The following is a 14,595-nucleotide window of genomic DNA, read 5'->3' on the forward strand; positions in this document are numbered from 1 at the left end:
TATTTTTTTGGTATTAACTACGACTAACAACGAATTATTATTACTTTATTTTATGAAATTAAAATATAACATAAGGATATCACAGAAATTCCCGTTTTTTTTGATCAGATAGTCTGGTAAACTATCCAAAAAAATTAGATACAGTATGCAAAAAATGATTTGCAAATCTGGCTCAGGGTGGTCGATAGGTTTGAAAACGACAGGTATAACATTGAAAGAACTGTTGAATATTCCTATACTCAGCAAGGCCAAAGTCATTAGTGGGCACCAAGGATTGGATCGGGTTGTAAGGTTTGTGGATATTATGGAGGTGCCGGATCTGCAAGGATGGTTGCGAGAAGGCATGCTAATGCTGACGACAGCCTATTCGATTCGTGATAATCCCGGTTTGCTCGGAGAACTGATCTACACGCTTAATGAAGCGGGGGCGGCTGCTTTGGCAATCAAGCCTGCGCGTTTTCTCAAAGAAATCCCGGAAGAAGCCGTTGCAGCCAGTAATGACTGTGGCCTGCCCATCATTGAAATTCCTCCGGAGATACCCTACATGGATATTACGCAGCCTGTTATGGAGTTGGTGCTGGATCGGCAGGCCGCACTGCTCCGCAGATCAGAGGAAGTATATCGCACGCTGATGACGATGGTGCTTGAAAACAGCGGAATTCAGGCAGTGGGGGACAATGTGGCAGAGCTGCTTCAGGCACCTGTGGGTGTTATCGACAATGCTGGTCAGATGATTGTGTCTTCACCGCCGGATTATAACTGGAAAGAAGCTGTGGACCCACTTGTATGGGAGATAAATCTGGATAGACGGAAGGTTGCCCGACTGTTGGTGGACAAGGACTCCTTGGATGAAATGGAACAAGTCGGCATTGAGCAAGCCAGATTAGTATTATCCCTGGAATTGATGAGAAACAAGGTGGCGGAAGATACCGAATTGCGTCTTCGGGGAAATTTCATTGACGAACTGCTGACACCGCCTCTGCTGTTGCCGCATGAAGCCGAATCGAGAGGTCGCAAGCTTGGTATGAATCCAGAGCATTTATGGGAAGTAGCTGTGATGGAAGGGGGGGCTGCTCCGGATGAAGACCTTTTGACCGAATTACTTGGTCAGGAAGCCAGAAAACGGAGGGTAGCGCCTCATATTGAGTTTCGGACCAACCGGGCGGTGCTCTTTTTGCCAACACCGGAGTCTCGGGATGCGGCATGGATGGATGATGTACAATCCTGGTCTGATACCATTGGATTATGGCTCGAAGATCCAGCCAACAAGCTTGGACAATTCAGGACAGGCGTAGGCACTCAGGTTCCACTTTGGAATATGCACCAAAGCTATGGTGAGGCCAGAAATGCCCTGCTGGTATCTTCCCGTTTGTCGGGTGGGCGTACAACCCGGTTTGAGGATGTGGAGGTATATCATTTGCTTAGCGAAACGGCGAATGAACCAGGTTTTGCGGCATTGTTTGAGCGGAAGCTGGGGAAATTGCGTGCTTATGATGATGAACATAGTGGGGATTTGCTGCGAACGTTCTTTTATTATCTGGAGAGCCGGGGCAGCCTGATCGAGACAGCAAATCGCCTCTATATTCACCGGAATTCCGTGAAATACCGATTGGAACGAATACGGGATATTACTGGCTTTGACCTGAATCATCCTCGTGAACAATTTGTCTGTCATTTGTGTCTTGTGTATTACTACATGAAGCAGGACAAACAAGAGGTGTAGGTCCTGCCAATCGGATACTTGCTTCTACAGCAAAATCAACAATGGATGATATGGTAGATATAGGTCGAAAAATAGCGAACTATGTCTTAAGGTGTAATTTAACATGACATAAATAGGAAACATTAGTGCACAATCGACAAACGGTTGTGCTTTTTTTTAGCTAAAAGGGACGTAGTTCGACGCTCGGATTCTAGGTAAAATAAGCACAATTACAAAGAAGAGACGGATAAACAGACAAGTTTTCAAGACTGGGCCGTCCACAGAGAACCGTAAAACAGCAAGTGAGACATCAGAGTTAAAGGGGTTGATCGATTGTTTGCTTACACGCTCCGAAGGCTGCTGCAGATGATTCCGGCGCTGATCGGCATTGTGGTGATTACCTTCATCCTGTCCCGTGTTCTTCCGGGAGATCCGGCCATTGTCATGGCTGGGGAACAGGCCACGGATGATGTTATTGCCAAAATCCGAATGGACATGGGATTGGACAAGCCATTATTTGTACAGTTTTTTAGTTACGTGGGACAGTTGCTTCAAGGGAATCTGGGATTCGCCTACCATACCGGCCATACGGTACTGAGTGATTTCGCTACCCGCTTTCCGGCAACCATTGAGCTGACGTTGGCTAGTGTGATTATAGCCATCTGTGTTGCGATTCCGGTAGGCATTATCGCTGCAACTCGAAAAGAGTCCTTTATCGACCACATCTCCAGGGTGTTCTCATTGATTGGAGCATGTGTACCGATTTTCTGGCTGGGACTGCTGTTTATTTACATCTTCTATTCCATCCTCGGCTGGGCTCCAGCTCCAATGGGGCGCATCAGCGGAGACCTCAATCCACCTACGCATATCACCGGATTGTATGTAGTAGACAGTCTGATGACCGGAGATATGGTTGCACTCAAAAGCAGTCTTGCCCATTTGCTGCTTCCGGCCATCTGTTTGAGTACAGGGACAATGGCGATTGTGGCGCGTATGACCAGATCCAGCATGCTGGAAGTCATCGGACAGGATTATGTGCGTACCGCACGAGCCAAGGGCTTGAGTGAGACTGCGGTCGTCGGCAAACACTCCCTGATTAATGCTCTAATCCCCACGTTGACCGTTCTTGGCCTTCAGTTTGGCGGATTACTCGGTGGTGCGGTAATCACGGAGACGATCTTTTCCTGGCCAGGCGTCGGCGGTTATGTCACAGATTCCATTCTGGCTGCCGATTATGCACCAATTCAGGCATTCACACTGGTAAGTGCCATACTGTTCAGTTTTATCAATCTGGCGGTGGATCTGGTTTATGGATTGATTGATCCACGAATCCGTTATGAATAGGGTCGCCGCGAAAGGAGGAGTACCATTGTGAGTACTGCCGCACCGACTTCCATGGGAACCAAACCTGCACCAGCAGTTGTTCCCAAACCCAAAACCTTCCTGAGACTACTGCTCCGCAATCGGCTCGCTGCCATTGGTCTGGCCTTTATCGTCATGTGGACTGTCATTGCAGCTATTGCTCCCTGGATTGCCCCTTATGATCCGTACGTGACGAATACGGCTGTGAAACTGGAATCCCCATCAGGTGGCCACTGGTTTGGTACCGATAACTATGGCCGGGACATTCTGAGTCGTGTTCTGTATGGCGCCAGAATCAGCATATGGACGGGCTTGATTGCCGTTAGCATCTCGTTTGTTATCGGGGTTCCGCTGGGCGGAATTGCTGCTTACTACGGCGGACGTACTGGAAATATCATCATGCGGGTGATGGATGTATTGCTTGCCTTTCCCTCGCTGGTACTCTCCATGGCAATCGCGGCTTCCATCGGTAACGGTCTGACGAGTGCCATGATTGCTGTAGGGATTGTGGGTATTCCCGAATTTGCCAGATTGATGTATGGGCAGACCGTATCCCTGCGCGAAAAGGAGTACGTCGAGGCCAGCAGAGCCATTGGTGTCAGAGACAGAGTGATTCTGTTTCGCCATATCCTGCCGAATGCTTTGGCACCGCTGTTGGTACAGGCCACACTTGGTATGGGTTTTGCCATTCTGACAGCATCCAGCTTGAGCTTTCTCGGTCTTGGCGTCAAACCGCCTACGGCCGAATGGGGAGCCATGATCTCTGAAGGACGGGAGTATATCATTTCCGGACAATGGTGGCTCGTGACATTCCCTGGACTGGCTATAGCCACATCCATTCTTGGCTTTAACCTGCTCGGAGATGGTTTCCGTGATGTACTGGACCCAAGGTTGCGTTCGGGAAAATAGGGGTTGGTGATCACTGGTCTCTATAGAACCGATTTATAGATAGCTGGATGGTGGAACCGACTTGCGGGGAATGCCTTGAGTTAAAAGGCCTGCAAGGTTTCATCACTGGCAGTAGGCAGATTGAATGCTGCTGCGGTTGGTATCAGGAATATGAGTAAGTTACTTTTCGGGTATTGGTCCACACATTTACTTTGTCTAATAAAAGCTGCAACGTTTTACAGTATCACATCATAAGACTGGTTCAAAAAGGGGAGGAAACTAAAAATGAAAAAGCTCAAATGGTTTTCTGCAATGATTGCTCTTACCGTTGTTCTTGGTGGCTGTGCCAGCAATGCCAACCAACAGCCTGCGGCATCCGGCTCAGGAGGGGAAACAAAACCTGCGCCAACGCTGACGGTTGCTTACTCTGAGGGGGGAACCACGATGGACCCGGCGGAGGCGAATGACCTCACCTCGGACACATTGGTACTGGCAACCTATGACCAGTTGGTAACCTATGGTGTCAAAACGGTGGATGGTGCTGATGTAGCCAATACAGAGGATATTCAGCCGATGCTCGCCGAGAGCTGGGAAGTGTCTGCTGACAATACAACGTATACATTCAAAATCAAAAGCGGTCTGAAATTCCAAAGTGGAAATCCGGTCAATGCGGATGCGGTTGTGTACTCTTTTGACCGTGTGGCGAAGTCCAGCTCCGGCAGCTTTCTATATGGAATGGCCGACATCAAGAGCGTGACCGCCAAGGACGACTCCACCGTTGAGATCGTACTGAATAAAGCAAACCACATGTTCACCCAGATCATTGCCATGTATACCTTCTCTATTGTGGACCAGAAGCTCGTCGAGGAAAAAGGTGACGACTATCTGAAAACAAATGCTGCGGGATCAGGCCCGTTTACACTTGAAAAATGGGACCCAGCCAGTGAAGCGGTCTTCCAGGCCAACAACGACTACTGGCAGGGAGCACCAAAACTCAGCAAAGTCACGCTGAAATTCACGAAGGAAGCCTCCAACCGTGTTCTGCTGCTGAACAAGAGTGACGTGGACATGGCGATCGAAATTCCCCCCAAAGATGTTGCGGCTTTGCAGGAGAACAGTAATTTAACCATCAAGTCGAATGCGAGTAACCGCATTTTGTTCTTCGCGATGAACAACAATGTCAAACCATTTGATAATGAAAAAGTACGTCAGGCCATCAACTATGCGATCCCTTATGACCAATTGATCAACGATGTTATGTACGGTCAGGCCAAAGAGATGAAGAGTGCTGTAGCGAGCAACACACCGGGTTTTACGGATGCTGGCTATGTGTATGAATACAATCTGGACAAAGCCAAGGAATTGTTAAAAGAAGCAGGTTATGCGGAAGGGTTCAGCTTTGACTTTACCCTCGGTTCGGGCTTTGACGATTGGGAATATGATGCGGTTCTGATTCAAGCGGAACTGGCCAAGATCGGTGTCAAAATGAACATTAACAAAGTTGCGCGTGCGCAGTTCCTGGAACAGCAAAAAGATGGAAATTTAGTCTCATACATCTCCAAATGGACTTCGTTTGTTAACGATCCTGGATACCACCTGGGCTTCCTGCTTTACGGTGAAGGCTCTTCCAACTACATTCATTACAACAATGCGGAAGTAAACAAACTGTGGGAAGAAGCTGGCGCCGAACCGGATCAGGCGAAACGCAACGAGCTATACATGAAGGCACAGGAGATTATTACGACAGAAGCACCGTGGGCGTATCTTTACGAATATAACCGGGTTGTCGGCATGAATAACAAGGTCAGCGGATACGTGTATTACCCGGATGAAGTTCTGCGTTTCTACCCGCTTAGCAAAGAGCAGTAAACGAACGGACGACGATTTGGGGGACAGGCAATCATGCCTGTCTTCTGACGATTCGCATTGAACACAATACAGCCCATATTGGAAGGAGCCTGAACAGGATGGATTGGAAACAGAAGGTACTTGATGCAATCGAGGAAGGTCAGGATGAATTACTGGAGCTCTGTTCACAACTAATTCGTTTTCCGACGGAGAATCCTCCAGGGGATTCGCGTGAGATTAGCGCTTTTATTATCGAATATCTGCATCAGGCTGGAATTGACACCAAAGTACATGCGGCAACGGAAACGATGTTTAACCTGATCTCTACGTTGAATGGAGAAGGAGCGGACAAGTCAGACAAACATCTGATTTTCTGTGGACATACGGATGTTGTGCCAGCTGGTGATCTTTCTCGTTGGGACTTCGACCCGTTCTGCGGTGAAATCAAGGACGGATATATGCTTGGACGCGGGGCATCCGACATGAAAGGTGGGCTTGCCGGCCTGATTTTTGCGACGGTTATTCTGGCGAAGCTGGGTGTACCTTTGCGCGGAGATCTGTCGCTGATGATTGTTCCGGATGAAGAAACAGGCGGTGACCTGGGGGTACCATGGGTTCTGGAGCGTGGTCTTGCAACCGGAACTGCCGCGGTAATTGCAGAGCCGTCCAGCCCGCAGCATCCAACCATTGGACAAAAGGGGAGCTGCTGGTTTGAGTTTACGGTGGAAGGCACACCGGGTCATGGCAGTCTTCAACCCATTGTAGGCGATAATGCGATTGTGAAGGCAGCTAAAGGTATTGAAGCATTGCAGCGTCTGTGGGACATCAAGCCGGACATCCCGGAAGAGGTGAGGGATATTATCCGCATCTCGCAGGAATATGCGCGTGATCGGGAGAAGGCAGGTCTGGCCTATCAGGTGTTCGACCATGTAACGGTAAATATCGGTTCAATTCAGGGTGGAACCAAGGTGAATGTGGTAGCGGATCGGTGCACTGTTCAGGTGGACTCCCGCGTTCCATTTGGTGTGGATTACCGCGATGTATTGGACCGTGCCCGCTCGCTGCTGCTTGAAGCAGGAATAGAGTCGGAGCTGAAGCCTTTTGGCTTTCAGGGTAACGCAAACTGGACTCCAGCGCATGAACCAATTGTGAGCCAACTGGTGGAGAGTATCAGCGAAGTCAGTGGCCAAGAGGCGTACGGTGTGCTGCAATGGGCATCCAGTGATGCACGCCACTTCCGTAATCATCGGATTCCGGTATTGCAATATGGCCCGGCAGAGCTGTCCACGATTCACAATTTTAACGAAAAAGCACCTGTATGGCAGATTATCCAGTGCGCCAAAGTGTATGCGCTGAGCGCGCTTAAATATTTGGGCGTGGAAGGTATGGAAGATGAGACGTCATTGAACAATTCGAAGGGTGCGGCTTCCGAAGAAGCCACGACGTCCAAGCGTTAATTTTTTAGAAGGAGTAAAGCTAAAGGTTCAGAACGTAATGGCATGGGAGGGGAACAACATGACTGAACTGCTCGAAGTTTCGGATTTGCGGACAGAGTTCATCACGGATGCAGGCGTAATTCGTGCCGTGGACGGGATCAGTCTTTCCATACGGCAGGGTGAAACGCTGGGTATTGTCGGAGAATCGGGATGCGGGAAAAGTATTACATCGTTATCAATCATGCAGTTGCTCCCCAAAAAGATCGGCCGCGTGGCGTCAGGGGAAGTCCGCTTCCAGGGGAAAGACATGCTCAAGCTGTCCGGGCGAGAAATTCGCCGAATTCGGGGAAACCGAATGGCCATGATCTTTCAGGAGCCGATGACCTCACTCAATCCGGTATTCAAAATCGGCAAACAAATCTCGGAAGCGGCACGATACCATCTGAAGCTGGGCAAAAAAGAGGCTTGGGCACGGTCTGTTGATATGCTTCGCAAAGTCGGTATCCCCCGTCCTGACAAAATTGCAGAACAATACCCGCACCAGCTCTCAGGTGGCATGCGCCAGCGGGTGATGATCGCCATGGCAATGGTGTGCAGCCCGCAGCTGCTCATCGCAGATGAACCAACAACAGCACTGGATGTCACTATCCAGGCACAGATTCTCGACTTGATGCGTGATCTCCAGCGGACGGAGAATATGGCAATCATGATGATCACCCATGATCTCGGTGTTGTAGCTGAGATGTGTGATCGTGTCATGGTGATGTATGCCGGACAAGTGGTGGAAGAGACGGATGTCAAAACCCTTTTTGCCGATCCCAAGCATCCATATACTCGCGGTCTTTTAGCTTCGCTGCCGCAGCTTGCGGGAGATCAGGATCGTCTTCAATCTATTCCAGGTCAGGTACCGAATCCCGCCCATATGCCATCCGGCTGTCGTTTTGCTCCTCGTTGTCCGGTTAAGGAAGCGCGATGCGAGACGATACAGCCCGAATTACTGGAGACAGCACCAAGTCATAGCTGTCGCTGTCTGCTGCAACAGGAGGGGATTATATGAGTGCGATATTGGAAGTCAGAAACCTCAAGAAGCATTATCCTATCCGCAAGGGCCTGTTTTCCAAACAGGTCGGTGCCGTCAAAGCCGTCGATGGTGTAACGCTGTCTGTGGAGCGTGGGGAAACACTCGCCGTGGTTGGAGAGTCTGGCTGCGGAAAATCCACCACGGGGCGTGCCATCCTGCGTCTGATTGAACCGACGGATGGCGAGGTGTTCTTCGAAGGCAAGGATGTACGGAAGCTTCCGCCAGAAGAGCTGCGCCGTTTCCGTACGGATATGCAGATGGTGTTCCAGGACCCATACGCTTCACTTGATCCTCGATGGACAGTACAGCGTACACTGGAGGAGCCGCTGCTCACCCACCATAATTTGAAAAAAAACGAGTTGAAAAGCCGAATCGAAGAGCTGATGGAGGTGGTTGGATTATCCTCCTATCAGGCACACCGCTTTCCGCACGAGTTCTCGGGTGGACAACGTCAACGGATCGGAATTGCCCGTGCTCTCGCTTTGAATCCCAAATTCATTGTGTGTGACGAGCCCGTGTCAGCGCTGGATGTGTCCATTCAGGCACAAGTGTTGAACTTGATGCAGGATCTGCAGGAACAATTCGGGCTGACATATATGTTCATCTCTCATGACCTGTCCGTCGTCAAGTTCATCAGTGATCGTGTGGCTGTCATGTATCTGGGCAAAGTGGTCGAGCTTGCGCCCACTTCCGAGCTGTTCACCGAGGCGCTGCATCCATATACCAAAGCATTGATGTCCGCTGTTCCTGTTCCTGATCCGAATGTGCAAAAGGAACGGATCGTCTTGAGCGGCGATGTGCCCAATCCGGAAAATCCACCATCCGGCTGCACGTTTCATACCCGTTGTCCGTATGTGAAGGACGAATGCCGCTCTGTTATCCCGGAGCTGCGGGAGATTTCACCAGGACGCCAGGTGGCGTGTCATTTGTATTAGAGTGATCATTTGAGCTGAAAAATACGTTCAGAAAATGCAAACAAACCTCCAGTTTACTTGGGTTCTGTTTGCGTTTTTCTTTTTTTATCTTCTCTGCTGCCTTTATTTCTGACGATAGTATCTGCATATTAAGAAATGGGTAAAAATTTTTCTCTCTTCAACCGATATAAACACAGAGAATGCAACATGAAATGTAATTATTCATGATCAAGATGACGATAAAAAGCTTCTATTGAAACTGAAAACAAGAAGGGTATGAAAACATCTATGGATGAGGAAGTTCAAATTCAATACATTAATTTCTCGGTCGGAAATCAGATTTGTGCGCTTCGTATTGATGAAGTTCATGAAATTATCAAAATGCTCCCGGTAACCACCGTTCCTTTTGGCAGTCCTGAGATTAAGGGGTTTACGCCCTTGTACGGAAAAGTAGTCTCTGTTGTGAGTGTACGCGTCCTGCTGGGGTTGCCTGACGAGGAGGCTACACCTTCCACTCGTATCATTGTTGTGCCGTACCACGACGATTATGTGCCGCTCGTTGTCGATTCCGTGGATTCCGTAGTGATGTATGATCGGTTTGAAGAGCCTACAGAAGAATATCGTCGTTACACAACGGGAATATTCAAGGAAATCGCACACAATGACGATCATGAGGCGGGCATTCTTAATTTGGATGTATTGCTCGGTAATTTAACCAAATCGCAGTAAACGCAACGTTGAAATGTTATATACAAAGCACATATCCGCTTGGTTATAATAATGCTCCTTACCCCTTTGTGGGGATGAGGGGCATTTTTTATTGTGATCACCTTATCCTTGAATGCAATGACGCGGTCTGTTTCACCTTTTAACAGCCATTCATAATATAGTATGAAGTGGTTTGAAGATGGTTTTTCCAAGTAATGTAGCACTTTTTATCCGTAAAAGTTTTTAAATCCGAGCATTTTCGTATATGATGGAGAGTAACAATGCGAAGGGATGACGGGAGACTGTAATGATGCAATCGCTGTATGGAGTATGGCTTGGTGACGTATTTTTTTGTTTTTCCGGTGAAACATCGGAACCACGTGTGGATGCGTGGAGCCACGTGGTACGGAAGCTGAATTTTGGCGACGGGGGTCGTCTGTTTCAGCCTGCCGCTCTGCGTCTTGCGGAGCTTCGTTGGCCCAATCCGATGCGTAATGCCGCGGAAGCGAAGGGTACGAAGCGACGTCAATTGCTCGGACGGACGTTGGAAGGGCTAGCAATCTCGCCCAAAGATACATTCAAGCTGCTGCTCCATTGGGACGACAGTATATTGAACGCGGCAGGAATTCAGGCTGGAGAAGAGATTCGCTACTGGGTAAAGGCAGCACAGTTTACACAGGAACTGCTGCTGCGCGGAGAATTTGCTCCGTCCGCTGAGTTTGCGGCCAAGACGGGGGCACGTCGTCGTACCGGACAGGAAACGTTGACAGGTGTTTGGCGTCCACGTCTGTTGCAGGAAGCGGATGTAGAACGATTCCGGGAGTTGGCGGAATCCATGCCGCCGATCGGATTGTCTGCTCCTGGAGCATACGCATCTTCTGAACCGGAATCACGGGAGGAAGCGGGAGCGGCCGTATTATTTTCATTTATGAGCGGAATGATCCATGCGGTTGTTACGGGTGAGATGGAAAGCATGGACAGTGAGCTGTCTCGTTACCGCACGCCATTCCGGCGTGGGTCCTCTCCGGTAGCAGAGCTGTGGTGGAATAGTCTGATCTCGATGTTCCGTCCGGTGACGGTGCAGGGACCTACGGAAGAAATGGCAGAACTCATTGGAACGCTGCAAGAAGCTGGTGGTACAGCGAAACCCGTGCTAGGCAGTGAAGAAACGGCTCCCACGGAAGGTGAGTTGAAGCTGGTACTGCGACTGGAACCCCCTCTAGGTGATCATGAATCATTGTGGGGGATTACCTTCTGGGCAGACAGTGTGCAGGAATCTGGCCTGAGATTGCCTGCACGCACGATCTGGGCTCATCCGGAACGAGATCTGGACCGAGGCAAAGTGCGTTATATTTCAGCTGCAGAACAGCTCCTGATGGCGTTGGGGCATGCGTCAGAATTGGCACCTGAGCTGGAAACGGCGCTTCTTCATGCACGACCGGAAGGAATGAAGCTGGAACAGCAAGCCTTTTTTGAATTTTTGACCTACGCTGTGCCTCGTCTGCAGAAGGCGGGAGTAACCGTTTTAATGCCTTCCCGCTGGAGCCGTGCTGGGAAACGCCGCGCTGGACTACGTCTGCAAATGCTCAATCGTGGAATAGAAAGACCGGTTGGGGCCCCGTCTGCACTGGGTATGGAGCAGCTGGTTGCCTTTAAGGCAGAACCGATGCTGGACGGCAAACCTGTTACGGCGGAGGAGCTGGCTGCGCTTGCAGAAGCAACGGTACCTTATGTGATGTTCCGCGGCGAATGGATTGAAGTGGATACAAAAGAGATTCGCCAGGTTCTGCGTTATATGAAAAAGGAAGAAGAACAATATATGCCGCTCTCCGAATGGCTGCATCTGGCAGCGGAAGAAGGCGAAGATACGGCATGGAAGGGGCTTTCCGTCTTTGGTGCGGAATCCGAGGGGCTACTGTCCTTTTTGCTCGATGGACAGGTGCTCCGCAGTATTGAGCCTCGGCAGGTTCCTGCAGAGCTGCATGGCGAGTTGAGACCCTATCAAGAGCGGGGCTACCAATGGTTATCCGCCATGCGTGAGCTTGGGTTCGGAGTATGTCTTGCCGATGATATGGGACTGGGGAAAACGATACAGGTTATTACCTGCCTGCTGGACTTGAAACAGGAGGAACAGCAAGCCGCGGAGGAGGAAGCACGTGAGCACGAAGCGTTTATGGGGATGGAAGAAGAGTCAGCGAACGGTGAACAGCCACATGTGCATGATGCACACTTGCCTGCACTTATTGTGTGCCCTACCTCGTTGCTTGGGAACTGGCAGCGTGAGCTGAAGCGTTTTGCCCCGAATCTGTCGTTATATATTCATCATGGCGGACAACGGTTGCACGGCAATGCCTTCCAGGCGGAAGCGCAGTCTCATGATATTGTGCTGACGACCTATCATCTGGCTGGCCGGGATGGCCCGGATCTGGCTTCGTTGCACTGGTCTACCGTTGTGCTGGATGAGGCGCAATATATTAAAAATTACCGTACAAAGCAAGCACAAAGCGTCATGCGTCTGTCTACGCCGCATCGCATTGCGATGACCGGTACGCCAGTGGAGAATCGACTAAGCGAGCTGTGGTCCATTTTCCAATTCCTTAATCCGGGGTATCTGGGTACGGCTTCTTCATTCCGCCAGCGCTATACCGGACTGGGTCCATCCGAAGAAAATGCGGCTTCTTTGCGTGAGCTTCATCGGCTTGTATCCCCCTTTATGCTGCGCAGGCTAAAAAGTGATCCGGATATCCGCAAGGATCTGCCGGAGAAGCTGGAACTGAAATCCTATTGTTCCCTGACACCAGAGCAGACCGTTCTGTATCAGCGGGTGGTGGATGATCTGATGGGCGGATTGGATGGACGTAACGGTATCGCCCGTAAGGGAATTGTGTTGTCATCACTGACCAAGCTGAAGCAAATCTGTGATCATCCGGTGCTGGCGGACAGCAGCCGGAAGGAACATGGCAAGGCTGAGGCATCCGGTAAAATGGAACGTTTGCTGGAATTGGTGGATGCGATCCGTGACAACGGGGAGTCTGCGCTGATTTTCACTCAATATGTGGCGATGGGGGAACTGCTCGTATCCAGGCTTACACAACGGTATGAGGAAGAACCGTATTTCCTGCATGGCGGTGTTTCGAAGTCGCAAAGGGATGATATGGTGGAAACCTTCCAAAAAGGGGAGGGCCCGTCCCTGTTTGTTCTGTCTCTTCGTGCCGGAGGTGTAGGCCTGAATCTGACGCGTGCCAGTCATGTCGTTCACTACGACCGGTGGTGGAATCCTGCGGTGGAGAATCAGGCGACAGACCGGGTATTCCGGATTGGGCAGAATCGAAACGTACAGGTGCATAAGCTGATCTGTCAGGGTACCCTGGAGGAACGGATTGATGAGCTGATTGAGAGTAAAAAGGCTCTTTCTGAGCAGGTGGTCGGTTCTGGTGAGAACTGGCTGACCGAGATGTCGGACGATGAGCTGCGTGGCCTGATCTCGCTTCAAGGCGAGACATGGCTGTAGGTTGCGAGAATAAATAGTATATGCAAAATATAGTGACAGGAAGGGGGATTGTTGTGAGCGAAAAATGGAATGTAGAGCTGCATATGTCCCCCGGTGGATGGACAGCAGAAGTAAGTGCAGTGTCTGATGCAAGTGAAGAGGCAGTAGACGCCGCAGGCAAGACCGAATCAGCCAAAGGCTTGTTCACAGTAACAGGCACGCTGCCACAGCTCAGTGAAGCTGAACGCGAGGCCGTGCTGGCACAGCTGCGCAAGCGTCCGCTGGCGCTGTACGCGCTGCTGCGCGGCGGCCCTGCCCCAGCGGAGCTTGACGGGCTGCTGCCGCGGCATGCGCCAAGCGAGGCTGAGCAGGGCACAGCCTCGCTTGGCGGCTCGCTGAGCGCTGGCGGTGCAGCGACGTGCACCTGCGGCCGCCCGGAATGCGCGCATGCCGCGGCCGCTGAGCGCGCCGTTGCCGCGCGCTTCGCGGCCGAGCCGCTGCTGCAGCTGGCGCACGCCGGCCTGCCGCGCGAAGCGCTGCTCGCCGGCGTGCTGGGATCATGGGCGGAGGAACTCGCCCATGATCCCAGCGGCCCCGGCCGCGCAGCCGAAACGGCCGGCCGCCCGCAGGCGCGGGGCGGCGAAGGCGGCGCAGCCGTCGGCGAGTGGATCGCCGAGGCGGCCGCGGACGGCGCCATGCACCAGCCGGGGCCTGGCTTCGGCGCCGTGAAGGTGCGGCTGGCGCAGCCGGGGAAGCCCCCGGCAACGCCGGAGCTGGCGGCGCTGCTGCCAGGCGTGCCTGCCACCGCAGGGCTGGCATTGATCCGCGAGCGCGTAGCTGCGCGGATGTGGGAGGCTGTCCAAAAGAAGAAGAAGGACAGCCCGGCAACCAAATGACGCACCACTCGGAGCGGGGGAGATCTTAGATCATCCCCCGCTTGTTTGTGATGTGCGTCGGCGCAGTCCTCTTTATCCAGAATAGATATATTCATTTCCAATTCGCTTTTATGGGGTTGAACCTTGGGATAGGGCTCTAAAAGTCCAAAAAACGACCGTACAAGCTGTACACCCGGCATATCTTTAGGGTGACCTCCTCTCAAGGAGGTCTTTACCGGTGGAGCTTCGCTGCAATTTAAGGTATACTGTCGCAGGGGAAGACAAGCCCTC

10 protein-coding genes are annotated in these 14,595 nt (G+C 51.2%); all 10 read left to right on the plus strand.

Annotated features, from left to right (window positions below):
• Positions 1-190 precede the first annotated feature (190 nt).
• Positions 191-1,723 carry a PucR family transcriptional regulator gene (locus RS891_RS02925; protein WP_315794374.1) on the plus strand — a complete coding sequence of 511 codons (1,533 nt, stop codon included), beginning with the start codon at positions 191-193 and terminating at the stop codon, positions 1,721-1,723.
• A 312-nt stretch (positions 1,724-2,035) separates the two neighbouring features.
• Positions 2,036-3,046 (plus strand): ABC transporter permease, encoded by a 1,011-nt coding sequence (locus RS891_RS02930; RefSeq protein ID WP_170867904.1) that lies wholly within the window; start codon positions 2,036-2,038, stop codon positions 3,044-3,046.
• A 51-nt stretch (positions 3,047-3,097) separates the two neighbouring features.
• Positions 3,098-3,973: an ABC transporter permease gene (locus RS891_RS02935; protein WP_063568004.1), complete on the plus strand. Its 876-nt coding sequence runs from the start codon at positions 3,098-3,100 to the stop codon at positions 3,971-3,973.
• 264 nt (positions 3,974-4,237) lie between these two features.
• On the plus strand, positions 4,238-5,821 hold the full coding sequence (locus tag RS891_RS02940) for an ABC transporter substrate-binding protein (RefSeq protein WP_099858806.1): 1,584 nt from the start codon (positions 4,238-4,240) through the stop codon (positions 5,819-5,821).
• A gap of 98 nt (positions 5,822-5,919) precedes the next feature.
• Positions 5,920-7,257 carry a M20 family metallopeptidase gene (locus tag RS891_RS02945; protein ID WP_258530769.1) on the plus strand — a complete coding sequence of 446 codons (1,338 nt, stop codon included), beginning with the start codon at positions 5,920-5,922 and terminating at the stop codon, positions 7,255-7,257.
• A gap of 58 nt (positions 7,258-7,315) precedes the next feature.
• Entirely contained in the window at positions 7,316-8,293 is a 978-nt protein-coding gene (locus RS891_RS02950; protein ID WP_072734891.1) for an ABC transporter ATP-binding protein, read from the plus strand.
• Positions 8,290-9,252, plus strand: coding sequence for an ABC transporter ATP-binding protein (locus RS891_RS02955; protein WP_315794375.1), 963 nt, complete (start codon positions 8,290-8,292; stop codon positions 9,250-9,252). The genes RS891_RS02950 and RS891_RS02955 overlap by 4 nt, the downstream gene beginning before the upstream one ends.
• Positions 9,253-9,507: 255 nt before the next feature.
• Positions 9,508-9,960, plus strand: coding sequence for a chemotaxis protein CheW (locus tag RS891_RS02960; protein ID WP_113055063.1), 453 nt, complete (start codon positions 9,508-9,510; stop codon positions 9,958-9,960).
• 286 nt (positions 9,961-10,246) lie between these two features.
• Positions 10,247-13,450 (plus strand): DEAD/DEAH box helicase, encoded by a 3,204-nt coding sequence (locus RS891_RS02965; RefSeq protein WP_315794376.1) that lies wholly within the window; start codon positions 10,247-10,249, stop codon positions 13,448-13,450.
• Between the two features lie 53 nt (positions 13,451-13,503).
• Positions 13,504-14,325 (plus strand): hypothetical protein, encoded by an 822-nt coding sequence (locus RS891_RS02970; protein ID WP_315794377.1) that lies wholly within the window; start codon positions 13,504-13,506, stop codon positions 14,323-14,325.
• The last annotated feature ends 270 nt before the right edge of the window (positions 14,326-14,595 follow it).

This window comes from Paenibacillus sp. BIC5C1 (assembly GCF_032399705.1).
Lineage (GTDB): Bacteria > Bacillota > Bacilli > Paenibacillales > Paenibacillaceae > Paenibacillus > Paenibacillus taichungensis_A.